General features: G+C 71.7%; 20 protein-coding genes. 6 read left to right on the forward strand and 14 right to left on the reverse strand.

Going from position 1 to position 17,868, the window contains the following annotated elements; all coding sequences use genetic code 11:
* Window positions 1–126 precede the first annotated feature (126 nt).
* Complete coding sequence (locus OG331_RS07610; RefSeq protein WP_406193167.1) at window positions 127–1,287, forward strand: alpha-lytic protease prodomain-containing protein; 1,161 nt, start codon at window positions 127–129, stop codon at window positions 1,285–1,287.
* A 71-nt stretch (window positions 1,288–1,358) separates the two neighbouring features.
* Window positions 1,359–1,688 carry an antibiotic biosynthesis monooxygenase gene (locus OG331_RS07615; RefSeq protein WP_328877317.1) on the forward strand — a complete coding sequence of 110 codons (330 nt, stop codon included), beginning with the start codon at window positions 1,359–1,361 and terminating at the stop codon, window positions 1,686–1,688.
* Window positions 1,689–1,988: 300 nt separating this feature from the next.
* Here the strand turns inward: OG331_RS07615 and OG331_RS07620 are convergent, their stop codons facing one another.
* The gene (locus OG331_RS07620) at window positions 1,989–2,789 is read right to left on the reverse strand and encodes a DUF817 domain-containing protein (RefSeq protein WP_406193170.1); all 801 of its coding nucleotides are present in this window, start codon (window positions 2,787–2,789) and stop codon (window positions 1,989–1,991) included.
* A 159-nt stretch (window positions 2,790–2,948) separates the two neighbouring features.
* Here OG331_RS07620 and OG331_RS07625 point away from each other — a divergent pair, with 159 nt between their 5' ends.
* Together OG331_RS07625 and OG331_RS07630 are read left to right on the forward strand one after the other, a co-directional pair.
* A complete protein-coding gene (locus OG331_RS07625; protein ID WP_406193174.1) occupies window positions 2,949–3,323 on the forward strand; it encodes an SH3 domain-containing protein in 375 nt (124 codons plus the stop codon).
* 87 nt (window positions 3,324–3,410) lie between these two features.
* The gene (locus tag OG331_RS07630; RefSeq protein ID WP_406193177.1) at window positions 3,411–4,337 is read left to right on the forward strand and encodes a GNAT family N-acetyltransferase; all 927 of its coding nucleotides are present in this window, start codon (window positions 3,411–3,413) and stop codon (window positions 4,335–4,337) included.
* Here the strand turns inward: OG331_RS07630 and OG331_RS07635 are convergent.
* Window positions 4,330–4,737 (reverse strand): hypothetical protein, encoded by a 408-nt coding sequence (locus OG331_RS07635; protein WP_406209821.1) that lies wholly within the window; start codon window positions 4,735–4,737, stop codon window positions 4,330–4,332. The genes OG331_RS07630 and OG331_RS07635 overlap by 8 nt on opposite strands.
* 58 nt (window positions 4,738–4,795) lie before the next feature.
* On the reverse strand, window positions 4,796–4,969 hold the full coding sequence (locus OG331_RS07640; RefSeq protein ID WP_328877322.1) for a hypothetical protein: 174 nt from the start codon (window positions 4,967–4,969) through the stop codon (window positions 4,796–4,798).
* Between the two features lie 232 nt (window positions 4,970–5,201).
* On the opposite strand from OG331_RS07640, the gene OG331_RS07645 reads away from it, so the two are divergent.
* Entirely contained in the window at window positions 5,202–7,016 is a 1,815-nt protein-coding gene (locus tag OG331_RS07645; protein ID WP_406193180.1) for an ABC transporter ATP-binding protein, read from the forward strand.
* Window positions 7,017–7,046: 30 nt separating this feature from the next.
* On the opposite strand, the gene OG331_RS07650 is transcribed toward OG331_RS07645, so the two are convergent.
* The gene (locus OG331_RS07650) at window positions 7,047–8,534 is read right to left on the reverse strand and encodes an amidohydrolase family protein (RefSeq protein WP_406209824.1); all 1,488 of its coding nucleotides are present in this window, start codon (window positions 8,532–8,534) and stop codon (window positions 7,047–7,049) included.
* A 147-nt stretch (window positions 8,535–8,681) separates the two neighbouring features.
* Here OG331_RS07650 and OG331_RS07655 point away from each other — a divergent pair, with 147 nt between their 5' ends.
* Complete coding sequence (locus OG331_RS07655) at window positions 8,682–9,221, forward strand: MarR family winged helix-turn-helix transcriptional regulator (protein WP_406193183.1); 540 nt, start codon at window positions 8,682–8,684, stop codon at window positions 9,219–9,221.
* Between the two features lie 37 nt (window positions 9,222–9,258).
* On the opposite strand, the gene OG331_RS07660 is transcribed toward OG331_RS07655, so the two are convergent.
* The 10 genes from OG331_RS07660 to OG331_RS07705 are packed head-to-tail and all read right to left on the reverse strand — an operon-like array spanning window position 9,259 to window position 17,856.
* The gene (locus tag OG331_RS07660) at window positions 9,259–10,281 is read right to left on the reverse strand and encodes a Rieske 2Fe-2S domain-containing protein (RefSeq protein ID WP_406193186.1); all 1,023 of its coding nucleotides are present in this window, start codon (window positions 10,279–10,281) and stop codon (window positions 9,259–9,261) included.
* 1 nt (window position 10,282) lies between these two features.
* Window positions 10,283–10,516: a recombinase-like helix-turn-helix domain-containing protein gene (locus tag OG331_RS07665; protein ID WP_406193189.1), complete on the reverse strand. Its 234-nt coding sequence runs from the start codon at window positions 10,514–10,516 to the stop codon at window positions 10,283–10,285.
* Window positions 10,517–10,533: 17 nt separating this feature from the next.
* Window positions 10,534–11,481, reverse strand: a complete 948-nt coding sequence (locus tag OG331_RS07670) for a PDR/VanB family oxidoreductase (protein ID WP_406193192.1) — start codon at window positions 11,479–11,481, stop codon at window positions 10,534–10,536.
* 13 nt (window positions 11,482–11,494) lie between these two features.
* Complete coding sequence (locus OG331_RS07675; RefSeq protein WP_406193195.1) at window positions 11,495–13,120, reverse strand: thiamine pyrophosphate-binding protein; 1,626 nt, start codon at window positions 13,118–13,120, stop codon at window positions 11,495–11,497.
* 11 nt (window positions 13,121–13,131) lie between these two features.
* Complete coding sequence (locus tag OG331_RS07680) at window positions 13,132–13,926, reverse strand: SDR family oxidoreductase (RefSeq protein ID WP_406193198.1); 795 nt, start codon at window positions 13,924–13,926, stop codon at window positions 13,132–13,134.
* Between the two features lie 26 nt (window positions 13,927–13,952).
* On the reverse strand, window positions 13,953–14,702 hold the full coding sequence (locus OG331_RS07685) for an SDR family oxidoreductase (RefSeq protein WP_406193201.1): 750 nt from the start codon (window positions 14,700–14,702) through the stop codon (window positions 13,953–13,955).
* The gene (locus tag OG331_RS07690) at window positions 14,695–15,216 is read right to left on the reverse strand and encodes a cupin domain-containing protein (RefSeq protein ID WP_406193204.1); all 522 of its coding nucleotides are present in this window, start codon (window positions 15,214–15,216) and stop codon (window positions 14,695–14,697) included. Before OG331_RS07690 ends, OG331_RS07685 begins: the two co-directional genes overlap by 8 nt.
* Window positions 15,217–15,251: 35 nt before the next feature.
* Complete coding sequence (locus tag OG331_RS07695; protein ID WP_406193207.1) at window positions 15,252–16,067, reverse strand: alpha/beta fold hydrolase; 816 nt, start codon at window positions 16,065–16,067, stop codon at window positions 15,252–15,254.
* Window positions 16,064–16,885, reverse strand: a complete 822-nt coding sequence (locus tag OG331_RS07700; protein ID WP_406193210.1) for an aspartate dehydrogenase domain-containing protein — start codon at window positions 16,883–16,885, stop codon at window positions 16,064–16,066. The genes OG331_RS07695 and OG331_RS07700 overlap by 4 nt, the downstream gene beginning before the upstream one ends.
* Window positions 16,882–17,856: a VOC family protein gene (locus tag OG331_RS07705; protein ID WP_406193213.1), complete on the reverse strand. Its 975-nt coding sequence runs from the start codon at window positions 17,854–17,856 to the stop codon at window positions 16,882–16,884. The genes OG331_RS07700 and OG331_RS07705 overlap by 4 nt, the downstream gene beginning before the upstream one ends.
* Window positions 17,857–17,868: the final 12 nt, after the last annotated feature.

Here is a 17,868-nt window from a genome sequence, read left to right on the forward strand (position 1 = left end):
CGAACCCGGTCGCTGGTATGGACCTGATGTTTCGTCAGGGCTAAGCTCTGCCCGACCCTGAATGAGAGCGCTCTCAGATTGTGGTTGTTCCACCCCACCTTGTTGGAACGACGAAGGGCAACTCCCTTGAGACGCATCAGACTCAAGTACGCCGGCCTCGCCGCGCTCCTGGTGCTCGGCAGCTGGAGCGCGGGCGGAACCGCGCAGGCCACGGCGGACGACTCCCCCACGGTGGCGGATGCCGAACCGGCCTCTCCCGCACTGCTGCAGGCGATGCAGCGCGACCTCGGCCTGTCGAAGGAGCGGGCCGAGGCGCGCCTGGCCGCGGAACGCAACGCCATGGACGTCACGCCGAAGGCCCGCAAGGCCGCCGGGTCCGCCTACGGCGGCTCGTGGTTCGACGCCGACAGCGAGCGGCTCACCGTGGCCGTCACGGCGGACGCCGCGCCCGCGACCGTACGGGCGGTCCGCGCCACCGGCGTGACGGTGCGCGCCGTCGCGCACAGTGCGCGCGACCTCGACGCGGCCAAGGCACGCATCGACCGTCTCCCGGCGCCGTCCGGGGTGAGCAGTTGGCACGTCGATCCGGTGGCCAACACGGTCGTCGTGAAGGTCGTCCGCGACAAGCGGTCGGACAACGATGTCCGCGGCTTCGTCTCCCGCGCCCGTGCGGCCGGACCCGTCACCGTGGAGACGGTCGCGGCGGCCCCGCGCACCTTCGCGGCGGGAACGGTCGGCGGCGACCCCTACTACACCGGCAACGTCCGCTGCTCCATAGGCTTCTCGGTGCACGGCGGCTTCGTCACCGCCGGGCACTGCGGTGGGCAGGGAGCCGGCGTCCGGGGCTGGGACGGCAGCTACATCGGAACGTTCCAGGGCTCCTCGTTCCCCGACAACGACTACGCCTGGGTGAGCGTCGGCAGCGGTTGGTGGACCGTGCCGGTGGTCCTCGGCTGGGGTACCGTCCCGGACCAGCTCGTGCGCGGCTCGGCCGAGGCGCCCGTCGGCACGTCCATATGCCGCTCCGGCTCCACGACGCACTGGCACTGCGGTGCCGTGCTGGCCAAGAACGAGACGGTCAACTACAGCCAGGGCGCGGTGCACCAGATGACGAAGACCAGCGTCTGCGCCGAGGGCGGCGACTCCGGAGGCTCCTTCATCAGCGGTGACCAGGCCCAAGGGGTCACTTCGGGCGGCTGGGGCAACTGCTCCGGCGGCGGGGAGACCTGGTTCCAGCCGGTGAACGAGATACTCGGCCGGTACGGGCTGACCCTGCACACGGCCTGATGCGTGGCGCCACACCTGTGAAGCACGAGCCGCCGCGCGTCTGCCGGCGGCCGTGCGGCAGGATGAGGACCATGAGCGTAGTCAAGATCAACGTACTGACCGTGCCCGCCGAGCAGCGCGAGACGCTGGAGAAGCGCTTCGCCTCCCGTGCCCACGCTGTGGAGAACTCGGACGGGTTCGAGTGGTTCGAGCTTCTCCGGCCGGTCGAGGGCACCGACACCTACCTCGTGTACACGCGCTGGCGCGACGAGGAGTCCTTCCAGGCGTGGATGGAGGGCCCCATGAAGTCGGCCCACCAGGGCGGCGGCACGGAAGGCGCCGAACGCCCGAAGCCGGCGGCCAGCGGGTCCACGCTGTGGTCCTTCGAGGTCGTGCAGCAGGCGGGGCCGAAGGGCGAGTGACGACGAGCGGTCGGCGGTAGGCGGCGGGGGCCGGCGCGAAGCCCCCGCCGTGTTCGGCTCCGGTCGCACGCTGGGTCGACCTGGAGCGGACCCACCTGCGCCTGGCCGGTGAGTGGCTCGCCGGCGGCGCGCCCGTCCACCGGACGCGCAAGCCCGACGTCTCGTTCTGGTACGTCATCACCGCGGACGCGCGAACCCTCACCTCCTACGACGAGGAGGAGTTCACGGCGATCCGATGGCTGACTCCCGAGCAGGTGCTCACCGGGTCGCTCGACTCGATGCACCCCCACATGCATCGCTTCACTCGCAAGCTGACGCAGGCCGCCTGCACGACCGGGTCACCGCCGCGAGGACGAACGTCACACTGATCAGCAGGGCCCAGGCGCCGAACTTCTCCACTCCCACGGGCTGCCAGCCGTCGAGTTGGTAGGGGTAGCGCCACGCGCCCAGGTAGGTGGCGAGGTTCTCCGCGACCCACAGGAAGAAGCCGATCAGGACGAAGGACAGCGCCAGGGGCATCCGGCGGCGGGTGGTGTGCACCGTGTAGCGGACCGAGGTGCCCGCGGTGACGGCCAGGAGCAGGGCGGCGAGGAGCCAGCGGGCGTCGGGGAGCCAGTGGTGGCTGAAGAAGTTGACGTAGACGGCCGCGGCGACCACGGCCGTCGCCCGCGGGCGGTACCGGACCAGCTCCAGGTCGAACAGGTGCCAGGCGCGGCAGACATAGCTGCCGACCGCGGCGTAGAGGAAACCTCCGTACAGCGGGACGCCCGCGAATTTCAGTACGGCGGGCTCGGGGTAGCTCCACGAGCCGAGGGACACCTTCACCAGCTCGAAGGCCAGGCCGATGACGTGGCAGACGGCGATGACGGCGACGTCCCGCCCGTTCTCCCAGCCGCGCAGCCAGAACAGCAGCGTCAGCAGCACCCCGTAGACGACGAGCAGGTCGTAGCGGGCCACGGGCAGGCCGGGCAGCAGGGCGGAGGCGGCCACGCCGGACATCAGGGCGATGGCGAAGGCGCAGGACCGTGTCTGTATCCAGGCGAAATCGAGCAGCTGGCGCAAGGATGCCGACAAGGTGCCGGCGATGCTTGTGGTGACCATGATCCCAAAGACGAGCACGTGGCGCTCTCGGTTGCCGCCGGCCCCGACCGTCCGCGGTACCTGAGACATCTCAGGGTCCGTGGATCCTCGCGTCTCCCTGGTGTTCCGGGCACCGGCCGAGTGCCGGGCACATGACCGTCGAAACAGGGGGAACACATCATGTCCGCTCGTATCCTCGCCCGGGCCGCGCTCGTCGGCGCCGGTGCGCCGGCTCTGCTCGGACCGCTCACCGCCGCGACCGCCGTGGCGGCATCCGACGCGGACGAAGGCGGGGCCCGCATCATGGCCGCGCCCTACGCCGTCGTACCGTACGAGACCGTCAACGTCCGCTCCGGACCCGCGCGTTCGCACGACAAGGTCGGCAGTGTCGCGGCGAACCAGCCGCGCGGCGCGTACTGCTGGGTGCGCGGCGAGACCATCCGCGACCACGGCTACACCAACAACGTGTGGGTCAAGCTCGTCGAGGGCTACGTGAGCGCGGTCTACCTCAAGGGCAACGAGTACGGGGACCTGCCCGCCTCCGCGACCTGCTGATCGGCCTCCGGTAAGTGGAGAGGAGGGCGGGCGGACGGTCACCGTAAATCCGTTGCGTCCGTCCTCCCCTCCCCCGACCCTTGGCCCATGCCCTACGCCCTTCGGCCGGCCGGCCTCACCGACGCGACCGCCATCACCGAACTGCTCAACGAAGTCGACCGCATCGAGATAGGCAGGCCCGAGACCGACCTGCACATCGTCGAGGCCGACCTGAAGCGGCCCGAGATCGTTCTGGAAAGCGACTCGTGGCTGGCCTTCGACGGCGAACGGCTGGTCGCGTACGGCCTGCTGTGGGACGAATCGGCCAGTGAGCGCGTCGACGTCGACCACTACGTGCTGCCCGACCACCAGCAGGCCGGTGAACTGATCCTGGACGCGCTTCAGGCCCGTGCCCTGGAGAAGGCCCGCGAGAACGGTGCGGCCAGGGCGGTGGTGCATCTGCACCTCAACACCGAGCCCACGCTCGACACGGAACTGATCGAGCGCCGGGGCTGGCACGTCGTACGGCGCTATCACGTGCTGCAACGGCCCGTTGACGCCGCCGTGGACCTCGTACCGGAACTCCCGGCCGGCATACGGCTGCGGGCGTGTGCCGAGGAGACGGACCGTGCGCGCGTCCACGCGCTCTACCAGTCGAGCTTCGCCGAGCACTTCGACTTCCAGCCGCGGAGCTACGACCGGTGGCTGCACGACGTCGACGCCGAGGGGCTCGACTGGTCGCTGGTGTGGATCGCCGGTACGGAGGACCTGGGGGACGTCGGCTTCCTGCTCGCCCGCGACGACCGTGAGGCGATGGGCTGGATCCGGAGCATCGGCGTACTGAGCGAGGCACGCGGCTCCGGTCTCGGCGGTGTGCTGCTGCGGCACGCGTTCGCCGCGTTCGCGGCGCGAGGGCGGGACACGGTGGGGCTGGGCGTGGACACCGCCAACCCCACCGGGGCGCCCGCGCTGTACGCCCGGCACGGCATGGCCGTGCACTACGCCGTCGACACCTGGGAGACGGTGCTCAGCTGACCCCGACCTCGACCTGGTCGGAGCCCGCTGCGCGCCGGCTCTCCAGGCGCAGGGCCGCGCCCGTGACCACCGCGCCGATCCCCTCCCACAGGCCCACGCCCAGGAAACCGGCGGGAGCGCGGCCGGTGATCACCGCCAGCGTGAAGACCGTGCAGGTCAGCAGCCGGAAGGGGACCGTCCAGCGGAAGAACGCCTGCCAGTCGGAGAGCGCGGCCAGCACGTAGTAGACGCCCATGTTGAGCGCCGCCATGGAGGAGGCGGTCAGGAAGACCAGCGTGTGGTCCCCTTCCGCGCGCCGAGAGCCCGCCTGAGGGGCGAAGCCCATGACGGTGAGCAGGGCGTCCGGGGCGACGAGCCCCACCGCGCCCATGACGGCGGCGAGGACGCCGAACACCGCCATGGTCCAGCCGGACAGGGAGCGGGGCAGGCGTCGCACGCGGTCCTCCATGGGTGACGGGTCAGCGGCCTCTCGCGCCCGGCTGGGCGCCGCTTCTACGGGTGTTGTTGTACAGGCGCAGCAGGTGTTTGGCGACTGCGCACGCTGCCGAGTCGGCGTAGCACTGCCGGCAGGTCTGCATGTGGTGTTCGTAGTCGGCACGTGCCTGTTGCAGGGCATCGGTCTGGGACGACATCGAGGTCCTCGGAGTTGACGACGGAAGGGGGGTTGGTGGCGGAGCGGGTGTCGCGGTGACTGCGAGGTCCACCTGAGGACAAAGTTGATCATGTTACTTGTGGTACGGGAAAGTCGTGATTCCCGTGCGCCCGCACGCTCCGGCGCGGGTCACCGAACGCCCCCTGCGAGCCCCTCACCGACCGGAAAACGCTTGGACTCCGCGGTCGCCGCCACGGGACACTCGGGGCGAAATGGGAACTCCTGAATCGCACAAGGTTCAACCGGGCAGGCGCTCGGTACTTCTGGCACTTCGTTACTACGGACGGGAGTTGGCCCGGCTTCGCCTGCTGACGGCTCCCGCGATGGCGCTGTCGGCGCTGGGAAACATCGGCATCAACTACGTCGCGCCGCTGATCGTGGCCAAGCTCATCGGCGACATCGCCGGCGGCGGGGAGGTCACGGTCGGTTCGACGCTGCCGTACGTCCTCGGCTTCGTCGGTGTGCTGCTGCTGGCGGAGGCGCTGTGGCGGGTCGCGCTGCACTGCCTGAACCGGCTGGACGCCCTCGGCATCGAGCATCTGTATGTGACCGGGATGGACGAGCTGTTCGCGAAGGACGCCGCGTTCTTCCACGACAACTTCGCCGGGTCGCTCACCAAGCGCGTCCTCAGCTTTGCCTCGCGCTTCGAGCAGTTCGTCGACACGCTGACGTTCCAGATCGTGGGCAGCTTCGTGCCGCTGGTGTTCGGCGCGGTGGTGCTGTGGCGCTACGAACCGCTGCTCGTCGTCGGGCTGCTGGCGATGATCGCGCTGACGGCGGGGTGCGTGGTGCCTCTCATCCGGCGCCGTCAGGCCCTCGTCGACCAGCGGGAGGAGGCGATCGCCCGGGTGTCGGGGCACGTGGCCGACAGCCTGATGAACATGGACACGGTGCGCGCGTTCGGCGCCGAGGAGCGCGAGGCCGCCGAGCACCGTTCCCGGGTCGCGGTGTCACGCCGGCTCACCCTGCGGGCGTGGGACTACGGCAATCTGCGCATCGACACGCTGGTCGCGCCGATGTCGGTGCTGACCAACGCGCTGGGGCTGCTGCTCGCGGTCACGCTGGCCGGGGGCGCGCACGGTGTGGAGGCGATCGTGGTGGCCTTCACCTACTACAACAACGCGACGCGGATCATGTTCGACTTCAATCAGATCTACCGTCGGCTGGAGAGCTCGATGACGGAGGCCGCACAGTTCACCGAACTGCTGCTGACGCCGCCGACCGTGCTCGATCCGCCGTTGCCGGAGCCGCTGCTGCCCGCGCCCGCCGACGTCCGCTTCGAGAAGGTCACCTTCGCCCACGCCGGTGGCCGGCCCCTGTTCGAGGGCCTCGAACTGGCCGTGCCCGCCGGGGCGAAGTTCGGCCTCGTGGGCCGGTCCGGGGGCGGCAAGACCACGCTGACCCGGCTGCTGTTACGCATGACGGACATCGACGGCGGCCGGATCCTGATCGGCGGTCAGGACATCAGCATGCTCCGCCAGGCGGACCTGCGCGGCCTGATGGCCTATGTCCCGCAGGACCCGGCGATGTTCCACCGCACGCTGCGGGACAACATCGCCTTCGCCCGGCCGGACGCCACCGACGCCGAGATCCGCCACGCGGCCGAGGCCGCGCACGTCACGGAGTTCGCCGACGCCCTGCCGTACGGCTTCGACACCATGGTGGGTGAGCGCGGCATCAAGCTGTCCGGCGGCCAGCGCCAGCGGGTCGCCCTCGCCCGGGCGATCCTGCGCGACGCGCCGATCCTGCTGCTCGACGAGGCGACCAGCGCCCTGGACTCCGAGAGCGAGATCCTCGTCCAGGAGGCGCTGTGGCGGCTCATGGAGGGGCGGACCGCGCTCGTGGTGGCGCACCGGCTGAGCACGGTCGCCACCATGGACCGGCTCGTCGTCCTCGACCGTGGACGGATCGTCGAGCAGGGCACCCACGACGAACTGCTCACTGTGGACGGTGCCTACGCGAAGCTGTGGCAGCACCAGTCGGGCGGTTTCCTGGAGGACAGCCCGGCGCAGGCGGAGTTGCCCTGACCGGGCTGCGGCCCCTCGTGCCGCTGCCCTTCAGGCGCCCCGGTGCACGATCTGTCCGCCGGTCACGGTGAGACGGACCGGCGCCTCGGCAACCTCGTCGGCGGGTGCGTCGACCGGGTCGAGGCCCAGGGCCGTCAGGTCGGCCCGGAAGCCTTCGGCGATGCGGCCGGCGAAGGCCGCCTCGCCGGCCGCGAGGCCCGCGTGCGTGGTGCAGCCTTCCAGAGCCTGCAGACCGGTGAGTCCCGCCCTGGCGGAGGCCGCGCCCCGGGGTGTCCGTGCGGTGGCCAGGACGGCGCGGGCGTCGTAGTGGGCGATGGGCCAGTCCGAGCCGAGCGCGACGACCGCCCCCGCGTCCCGCAGATCGCGCAGGCGCCAGGCCCGGGAGGCACGTTCGTCGCCGAGCCGCAGCGACCACTCGTCGGACCGGTCGGCCCGGGTGTAGCCGGTGTGCGGGGGCTGCATGGAGGCGATGACGCCGAGGCGGGCGAACCGGCCCACGGTGTCGTCGGGCACCGACTCGATGTGCTCCACGCGGTGGGCGAGGTGGGAGCCCGGCCCCAGGGACTCGACGGTGTCGAGGACGTGCCGTACGGCGGCGTCGCCGATCGCGTGCGTCGCCGTCCGCACTCCGGCGCGGTGCAGATGGCGTACGGCGTCGCTGTACGCGGACGGGTCGGGCCAGAACGCGTCGGTGCCCTGGCCGTGGCAGTCCGGGTGTTCCAGCCAGGCGGTGCCGCCCTCGACGGTTCCGTCCATGAAGAACTTCACCCCGCCGACCCGCCAGTGCCGCCCGCCGCGGCCCTGCAGCGTGACGAGTTCCTCCAGGGCGTCCTTGTCCGCGCCCGGCATGCACCAGGGGGCGAAGCGCAGCCGCACCGGCAGGACCGTCTCCCGCGCTACGGCGTCGACCAGGTCGAGGTCGCCCAGGTCCATGACGTGGGCCCCGGTGAGCCCGGTGGCCGCCATGGCCGAGAGCAACTCGACGAGCCGGGTGCGCCGCTCGGTGTGCGAGGGGCGGGGCAGGATCTCCCCGACCAGGTCCATCGCGGCGTGTTCGACCAGGTGCCCGGTCAGGCGCCCGTCGGCGTCGGTCGCGAGGTGGGAACGTTGGGCGAACGTCCGGGGCCCCGTGACACCGGCGGCCCGCAACGCCGCGTCGGTGACGAGGGCCGAGTGCCCGTCGTACAGGCGCAGGAAGGCCGGGGCCCCGTCCAGCACGTCCTCGATCAGGGCCCGGTCGACGGGACGGCCCCCGAACACGTTGTGGTCCAGGCCGAAGCCGATGACCCAGCCGTCGATCCGCTCCGCCGCGGCGAGTGCGGCCCGCAGTCCGCCGAGGTCGCGGACGGAGGACAGATCGAGCCCGGTGGCCATGTCCAGTCCCCACACGGGGTGGCTGTGACAGTCCACCAGGCCCGTCCAGACGATGAAGGCGTAGAAGAGGCCGAGGAAGCCGACGGCGATGTAGGTGGCGCGCGGGACGGTGCGGGCGGGGTCGCGGGCCTCGCGGCGGTAGATGACGGTCGACTCGAACCCGGTGAAGGCGGCGTCCGGTGAAGGTGACCGTCGGAGTTCGCCGCCCGTTGTTTCAGGGCTAAGATTTCTCCGGGGTCGCGCAGGGCCACGGAGCCCGCGTTTCCCGACAGGATTCCGCGAAGGGACGACATGGCTCAGCGCAGGGCGAAGCGGCCGGATGCCGTGGCGCGGCTCGTGGAGGACTGGGCGCGCGAGCGACCCGGTCTGGACACCTCGCCGCTGGAGGTGCTCGCCCGGCTGCACCGTGCCTACCTGCAGTACCAGTCGCGGCTCACCGCGCAGATCGAGAAACACGGCCTGTCGGTCGCCGGGTTCGACGTGCTCACGGCGCTGCGCCGGTCCGGCGCCCCCTACCGGCTCACGGCCGGCCAGCTCGCCGCCTCCGGCCTGATCTCCTCGGCGGGCGTGACGCTGCGTCTGGACCGGCTGGAGAACGACGGGCTCCTGGTGCGCGAGCGCGACGCGGTGGACCGGCGCGTGGTCTACTCGCGGCTCACCGACGCCGGGTTGAAGAAGGTGGACGAGGTGTTCACGGAGCACCTGGAGAACGAGCGGCGGATGCTCGGCGGGCTGACCCTCACCGAGCGCCGCCAACTCGCCCGGCTGCTGTCCGGGCTGGAACTCTCGATCGTCGAATCCGACACGGCGGGGGAAGGCGCGGCGGGCTGACGAGCGGGCCGCGCCCTCCCCCGGGGCGTCTCGAAGACTACGACTGCGGCGCCGCCTTGGACTGCTGTGCCGCCTGTCCCTGGTAGAGGCGTCGCAGGCGGACCACTCCGAGGTCGTGCTGGTACAGGTTCTCGTGCTGGTCGGCGTCGGCGGGCATGGCCTCCAGCATGACGCGGTCCTGTTCGAGGACCTGCCAGTGGCGTTCCTCGATGAGCGTCTTGTAGAGGAATCGCCAGGTGTCGCGCCGCCAGTCGTCGACCCTGCGGTAGCGCCAGAAGAAGACACCGGTTCGTTCGGCGTCCACCGGGCAGGCCATGCCGACGATGCCGAACGGGCCGCCCGGTCCCGCCGACGGCGGGTACGGGATGGACAGGTCCACCCAGTCGACGCCGGTCCGGCACAGTTCCACCCAGTCGAAGTTGACGCCTCGCTGGTCGGTCTTCTCGAAGAAGTAGCCGCGCTCGGTCTCCCGGATGCGGAACTTCGCCTGGGTGTCGCCGTCGTACATGGTGTGCGACTCGTGGTGCAGGAACGCGCCGTGCATCGGGTCGAGGAGGTTCTCCATGGCGTAGCGCCACGGCACGTTCCACTCGGCGTAGCACAGGAAGGCGGAGACGGCGGGGTCGGTGAGCGGCTCGGGGAGGGTCAGGTCCGCCGGCTCCGGGTGCTCGTCGTCGCCGAAGTAGGCGAGGATCGCACCGCCGACCTCGCGCACCGGCAGGGACGTGACGAGTGTCTTGCCCTCCAGGTTGCAGCCGGGCAGGCCGGGGACCGAGGTGACCGTGCCGGAGCCGTCGACCTCGACGCCGTGGTACCAGCACGCCACCCGGTCGCCCAGGTGTTTGCCGAGGGACAGCGGCGCTCCGCGGTGCGGGCAGCGGTCGGCGAGCATCGACAGGGTGCCGTCGGCCTTGCGGAACAGCAGCCAGTTCTCGCCGAGGGCGGTGACCTTGCGCAGACCGCCGCGCGCGACGAAGTGGGAGGGGACGACCGGGTGCCACTGGTTGCGCAGGCCGTGGGCGTAGACGTGGTCCGCGGTGTCGGATACGGAAAGTGGCATCTCAGGCTCCCAGGCGGTGCATCTCGGAACGGAAGGTCTCCTCGGTCCAGGGCTCTGAGGACGGGGTGCGGACCTGGCGGGCGTTGAGCCCGGCGACGACGTCGGCCAGTTCGTGGCCGTCGTGGGTGAAGATCTCCTCCAGCGTCCGGGCGAGCTTCAGCTCGTAGGGGGTGGGCTCGTGGTCGCGGGTCTGGTGCGGGGTGAGGTAGGGCCACGTGGTGGCTTCGGTGGTCATCAGGGTCTCCGTACGGGTCACAGGTCGAGGACGAGGCGGTCGGAGGCGCACCGGGAGACGCAGAGCATCATCGTCTTGCCGGTGGCGCGTTCGGTCTCGCTGAGCAGGAAGTCACGGTGGTCGGGGGTGCCGGCCAGCACGCGGGTCTCGCAGGAGCCGCAGATGCCGTCCCGGCAGGAGGAGTTGACGTTCAGCCCCGCGTTCTCGGCGGCCTCCAGGATGGAGGTGGCGGCGTCGACGGTCAGGGTCACGCCCGAGGTGCGGCACTCGACCTCGAAGGCGGTGTCGTCGCCGGTGCGCTCGACGACGGGGGCGGCGAACCGCTCCACCCTCAACTGCCCGGCGGGGCAAGCCTCTTCGACGGCCTTGAGTAGGGGTTCGGGTCCGCAGCAGTAGACCAGTGCGTCGGCCGGCAGTTCCCGAAGGGCGGCTGCCAGGTCGGGGTGACCGCGCTCGTCCTGCGGTACGAGGGTCACGTCGCCGGTGAGGGCGGACAGCTCGGCGCCGAAGGCCATCGAGGCGCGGGACCGGCCGCCGTGGACCAGGCGGTACGGGATGCCGTCCCGGTCCGCCTGACGGGCCATCGCCAGGATCGGCGTGATGCCGATGCCGCCGGCGAGGAACACGTACGAGGAGGCGGGCTCCAGCGCGAAGTGGTTGCGCGGGCCGACCGCACGGACGCTCTGCCCGGGGCGCAGCTTGGTGTGCACGTGGCGCGAACCGCCGCGCGAGGAGGGCTCGTTGAGGACGCCGATGCGGTACTGCGTCGAGTCGGCGGGGTCGCCGCAGAGGCTGTACTGGCGGACGAGACCGCCGATGTGCAGGTCCAGATGGGCGCCCGGCGTCCAGGCAGGCAGTGGCTTGCCGTCCGGCCGGGTCAGTTCGACGGAGAGCACGCCGTCCGCCTCCCAGGTCATCCGGCGGACGAGGAGGTCGAGTTCGTGCTCGTCGGCAGTGGCGGTCATGACGGTGGCCTCCCTACGCGGTGGGGATCTTGACGGGCGGGGTGAACGGGTCCTTCATCGGGCCGAGCGCTGCAAGGTCGACCTCGACGAGCGTCGGACCGTCGGCGGCGAGGGCCGCCTCAAGGACCGGTGCGGCGTCCGCCGGGGCGGCGATGCGGGCGTACGGCAGGGCGCAGGCGGCGGCGAGCGGGCCGAAGTCGGGCGTGAACAGGTCCACGCCGGAACGGCGTTCGGCGTACTTGTCCTGCATGTTGCGCAGCACTCCGTACCCGCCGTCGTTGAAGACGATCAGGGTCAGACGGGGCCGTTCCTGTGCGACGGTGAGGAGTTCGCCGAAGTGCACGGCGAGGCCGCCGTCGCCTGCGATCACCACGGTCGGCCCGTCGGGGCGGGCGAGCGCGGCGCCGATGCCCATGCCGAGGCCCTGTCCGATGCCGCCGCCGCGCGGGAAGACGTTGGCGCGCGGGTCGTGGATCGGCAGGAGCCGGTTGCCCCAGGAGGACGACGGGATGGTGACGTCACGGGCGACCACCGTGCCGCGCGGCAGGGCGGCGGCGAGGGCGTCGCAGATGGCGGCCTGGGGTCCGATGCCCTCGTGCAGGGCGGCTCGGACCTCCTCGCGGACAGCGGTGACACGGGCCGTCCAGTCGGTGTCGGCGCGGACGGCGGCCCCTGTCAGGGCGGGCAGGACGGTGGCCGCGTCGCCGTGCAGGGCGTGGCGTGCCGGGTAGACCCGGTCGAGTGCGGCCGCGTCCACGTCGATCTGGATGTGGGCGTCGGGCAGCTTCAGGCCGTAGTCGGCGGTCTCGTTGGAGCGGAAGTGGGTGCCGACGGTGACGAGGGCGTCGGCGTCGGCGAGCAGGGCGCGGGCGGCCGGGGTGGTGGCGAAGTTGCCGATCACGAGGGGGTGGTCCTCGGGAACGGAGCCGCGCCCGGAGTTGGAGGTGAGCAGGCCGGCCCCGGTCGTCTCCAGCAGTGCGAGGAGTTCCGGTCGGGCACGGCACGCACCGCCGCCGGCCCAGATCAGCGGGCGACGGGAGCCACTCAACAGCTGCTGCGCGGCGGCGAGTTCTGCGGCATCCGTGGAGGGAGCCGAAGCGCCGGGGCCTGTCTCCTCGGCATCGTCCTGGGCCGCGTACTGCAGGTCGATCGGCCACTCCACGCTGGCGGGGCCGCCGGGCACGGCGAGTGCCGCCGACGTCGCCTCACGCAGGATGTGCCCGGCATCACGAGCGGACGTGACGGTGGCCGCGTACGCCGACACGGCGCTCAGCATGCCGAGCTGGTCCTTGGTCTCGTGGATGAAGCCACGCCCGCTGCCCAGGTACGCCGACTCGACCTGCCCTGTGACGTGCAGGACGGCCGTCCCGGACGCCAGTGCCTCGATCAGCGAACCGGCGGCGTTGCCCGCCCCCGTGCCGGTCGAGGTCAGGGCGCAGCCGATCGAGCCGCGCGCCCGTCCGTAGCCGTCGGCCGCGTTGACGGCGGTCGCCTCGTGCCGGACCGGTACGAAGCGCAGGTGCCGGTCGACGGCCTCCACGAGGGGCAGGTTGTGCACCGAGACGACACCGAAGACGGTGTCGATGCCGAGGGTTTTCAGGTGGGCTACGAGGAGTTCGCCCCCGTTGTCGTACTGCATGGGAAGAGTCCTCACAGGATGCCGCGGCCGACTCCGCCGCAGACGTCGATGCTGGTTCCGGTGATGTACGAGGCGCGCGGCGAGAGCAGCGCGACGATCGCGTAGGCGACCTCCTCGGCGCGCCCGAGGCGTCCGAGTGCGACCCCGCGGTCGGCGGCGAGGTCGGCCTGCCACTCCTCGTACGTCCGGCCGCCGTCGGCGGCGGCGGCGTGACGGCGGGTCCACTGGCCGGTGTCGATCAGGCCGAGGCAGACGGAGTTGACCCGGATGCCGTCGGCGGCGAGTTCGACGGACAGGGACTTGGAGAGGTTGAGGATGCCGGCGCGCGCGGCGCTGGTGGTGATCAGGCGGGTCTCGGGCTGCTTGGCGAGGACCGCGTTGACGTTGACGACGGCGGCCGTGTCCGAGGCGCGCAGGTAACTCCGGGCGGCGGAAAGGGGGTTCAGTACCCCGGCGAACTTCAGCTCCAGTTCGTCGCGCCAGTCCTCGGCGGTCGTCTCGTCGAGGCGCTTCATGCGGGACTGCCCCGCGTTGTTGACCAGCCCGTCGAGGCCCCCGCCGAAGTGCTCGGCGGCTTCCTCCGTGAAGTGCCGTACGGCGGCCGCGTCGCGGACGTCGCACGCTCCCGTGAACAGCCGGTCGGGGCCCGCGCCGAGCCAGGCGGCGGCCTTGGCGAGCCGTTCGGGGTCGCGTCCGCAGGTGGCGACGCGGGCGCCCTCGTCGAGCAGGGCGCGGACCGTGGCCAGGCCGACGCCCGAACTGCCGCCGGTGACCAGGACGGTGCGGCCGGCGAGGCCGAGATCCATGACGTACTCCTTGCAGATGGGGTGGTTCAGTGCATGGTGAAGCCGCCGTTGACGGCGATCACTTGACCGGTGAGGTACCGGGATTCCTCGGAGAGGAGGAAGGAGACGAGGCCGGTCAGGTCGTCGGGCTGCTGCGGCCGGGAGATCGCGCGGCCCTCGGCGTACAGCGCGTGACGCTCGGGCGGGACCGTCTCGGTGGCCTCGACCTCGGTGAGGCCGGGGGCGAGGGCGTTGACGGTGATGCCCCGCTCCCCCAGTTCGCGGGCCATCGCCCGGGTGAGGGAGATGACCGCGCCCTTGGAGGCGATGTAGTGGGCGAGGCGCGGCGAGCCGTAAAGGGCCGCGTCCGAGGCGATGTTGACGATCCGGCCGGGCCGGGTCATCAGCGGCAGCAGGTGCTTGGCGACGAGCCAGGGCCCGCGGGCGTTGACCGCCATGAGCCGGTCCCAGGTCTCGACGTCGATGTCCTGGAACTCCTTGCCGCCCACGCCGTTGGCGAGCGCCGCGTTGTTCACCAGGCCGTGGAGGGGCCCGGAGGCGGCCAGCCGGTCGGCGAGCGCGGCGACCGACTCCGGGTCGGCGACGTCGAGCGGTACGAACTCCGCCGTGCCGCCCGTCTCGCGGATCGACGCCGCCGTGCGCTCGCCCCGGGCGGCGTCGATCTCGGCGACCACGACGCGATACCCGTCGGCCGCCGCCCGGCGGGCCATGGCCTCCCCCAGGCCACGGCCCGCCCCGGTCACGACGACCGTGCGTGCGGTGCTCTGCTCAGTCACGGGTGACGCCGTGGAGCGGCGAGTACTCGGGGTAGGTCGGCACCTGCGGCTTCTGCGTGCCGATGATCACGCAGAACAGCGCGTCGGTGTCGCCCTCGTTCTTCAGGGAGCGGGTGACGCCGGCCGGCACCACGATCATGTCGCGGTAGCCGAGGGTGCGGTACTCGACCTCGTCCGGGCCGCGGTGGATGCCGACGCGGACCTGTCCCTCCAGGACGAAGAACGCCTCCTCGACGTCGTGGTGCGTGTGGGCGGGGCCCTCGGCGCCGGGCGGCAGCAGCATGTTGGAGAAGGTGAAGCCGCCGGAGGGGAGGATCCGGTTGTCGTTCTCGTGGTTGCCGGTGGCGCCGGAGCCGACGTAACGGATCTGCGCGCGCTTGTACTGCGGACCGGCCTTCTCCTGGAAGGACAGGGTGCCCCAGTCGGGCTCGCGGGAGCCCTTGGTGGCGATCAGGGCGTCGGTGTACTTGGCGAGGTCGCCGCCGTTGTCGTACTCGGTGGTGGTCACAGGCATGGAAATCGGCCCTTCCTAGCGGTGGGTGACGTCCGTCAGTGGGTGACGGACTGTCGGTCGGTGACGATGTGCAGATGGGAGGCGAGCCAGGCGTTGACGTGCTCGGGCTGCTCCTGGTTGGCCAGGTGACCGGCGTCCTTGACGATCACGTACGCGGTCCTGTGCAGACCGCCGGCCAGGACGTGTGAGGCGTCGGGACCGGTGACCCGGTCCTGGTCGCCGCACAGGACGAGGGTGGGCGCGGTGACGCGATGCAGTTCGCCGCGCAGGTCGGTGGTGGCCATGGCCTCGGCTGCGTGGCCGTAGCCGGGCAGCCGGACGGCGGCGGCCATGGTGGCGGTGACGCGCTCGACGAGGCCGGCGGGCGCGCCGGCGGTCAGCAGACGCGGCCCCCGCGCGGCGGCGAAGGCGTCCGGTCCGAGCCTGGCGAGCTCATCCGCCCGTGCCCGCATTGCTGCCGCCTTGTCGGGATCGGTGCCTGAGCCGGGCGTCGAGGCGACGGCCATCAGCGACTCGACGAGGTCCGGGTGCCGTGCCGCGAGCCGCAGCGCGATCACGCCGCCCCAGGAGACGCCGAGGACGTGGGCGGCCCCGCCGCGAGCACGGATCACGTCCGCCGCAAGATCGGCGTAGTCGTCCATCGTCAACGGGCCGGTCGGGTCAGCCGACTTGGCGTATCCGGGGGCGTCCCAGGCGGCCATCCGGTACGACCCGCTCAGTGCCGCGAACTGCGGGGCGAAGGCGGCCGAGGACGAGCCGATGCCGTGGAGGCACAGGACGAGCGGGCCGCTGTCCCCCGCCTCCTCCAGGTGGAGCCCGGCCAAGTCGTACGGGGCCACAGGGCCGGTCACAGGATCTGCCCCGTCCGGCCGGCGAGCGCGGCGAGGGAGCGCAGTACGGCGTAGGGGACGACCTGGCTGGTCGCCGGGTTGGCGGCGTCGGGCAGGTGCCGTACCTCGAAGCGGTAGGTGCCGTGCGCGCCGCTCGCCTCGACCACGTGGGAGGTGTGCGCGGCGGCGGGGTCGGCGACGACGCTCACCCGCACCGCGTCCAGGTCTCCGACCGCGAGGGCCACGGACGCGGCCACGTTCGTCGACTTGGGGAACTTCACGGGTACGTCCCGCGCGGTGCCGGCCATCACCTCCACCGGCCCGGTCGCCGACCGCATCCGGCCCAGCAACTCCTCGTCCATCCACGGCTGTTCGAGGGTGGACGGCAGCTTGGTGGTGGTCAGCCGCACCCCGTCGAGGGGGCCCATGGCGCGTACGGCCTGGAGCAGGTCGAGGCCGCCGACCGCGCCGCCGGTGAAGTACACCCGGCCCGGCCCGGCATTGAGGAGTTCCTTCGCCAACTGCTCGTCCGTGAGCGCCCCGGTCGAGGCGACGAGCAGGTCCGTGCCGGAGGCGAGGATCGCCGTACCCCATTCCCGTACGACGCCCTGCCCTGCGGCCTCGACGATCAGGTCGCAGGAGTCCAGGGCCTGTTCGAGGGTGCGCTGCGGTGCCGGGACCGAGTCGCCGAGCGGCCGGTTGTCGACGACGCAGACCAGTTCGGCGCCGGGTATCTCGCCCGCGGCGAGGGCACCGCCGACGACGCGGCCTATGGCGCCCCAGCCGATGAGGCCGACTCGGCGGGGGGTCTCGGCCCGGCTCGGTGCGGTGCTGCTCATGCGGGGACTCCTTCTGCATCGACTGCCGAATCGGCATCGGCATGGGCTTCGGCGTCGACGGGCGGGACGACAGGACTGCCGTCGGGTGTGCCCGCCATGTGGGCGCGGATCTGCGGGGAGGGCGGGCCTGCCGTGCCCCAGACGTCGGAGAGTTCGGGCGTGCGCCGCCACACCTTGCAGATCCAGGCGTCCTCGACGACCTGGGCGACCTCGGAGGTGTACTCGCAGACGAGGCCGGTCGGGTCGGTGAAGTAGGAGAAGGTGTTGTTGCCCGGCCCGTGCCGCCCGGGACCCCACTCGGGGGTGACGCCGTGGTGCCGGAGCCGGCCGAGACCGCGCATGAAGTGGTCGACCGACCTCATCTCGTACGCCACGTGGTTGAGCGACACCCACGGTGCCTGGTTGAAGGCGATGCAGTGGTGGTCGGCGTTGCAGCGCAGGAACGCCATCTGGTGCTCGGACCAGTCCGAGACGCGCATGCCGAGGACGTCCCGGTAGAAGGCGACCGAGGCGTCGATGTCGGGAGTGTTGAGCACGGCGTGGGTGACGCCGACCGGCACCGCGGCATCACGCCCGCGGGCGGTGACGGCCCAGGTCTCGGCGGAGAGTTCGACGAGCCGTCCGTCGATGTCGTGGAAGCGCAGGCCGTAGCCGCCCCCGACCTGGTCGAGCGGGCCCGGTCCGGAGACCGGCGTGATGCCGCGCGCTTCGAGGCGCCGTGCGGCTTCGTCGATCTCGGCGGGGGTGGCCACGGCGAACGCGAGCCGGCCGAGGCCGATCCGGTCGGCGCGGCTGAGCTGGAGGGCGTGGTGCTCGTCGCCGGTGCCGCGCAGCCAGCTCGTGCCGGGCTCGGCTTCGACGACCTCCAGTCCCCACACTTCCTCGTAGAAGTCGGTGGCCTGCGTGAACTCCGGGGTGAGCAGCTCGACCGAGCGCAGGGCGCGCAGCCGGGCTATCGGGGGGTGAGTCATGGTGAGGGTCTC

It is taken from the genome of Streptomyces sp. NBC_01017 (assembly GCF_045162795.1).
In the GTDB taxonomy this organism is placed as follows: Bacteria; Actinomycetota; Actinomycetes; order Streptomycetales; family Streptomycetaceae; genus Streptomyces; species Streptomyces machairae.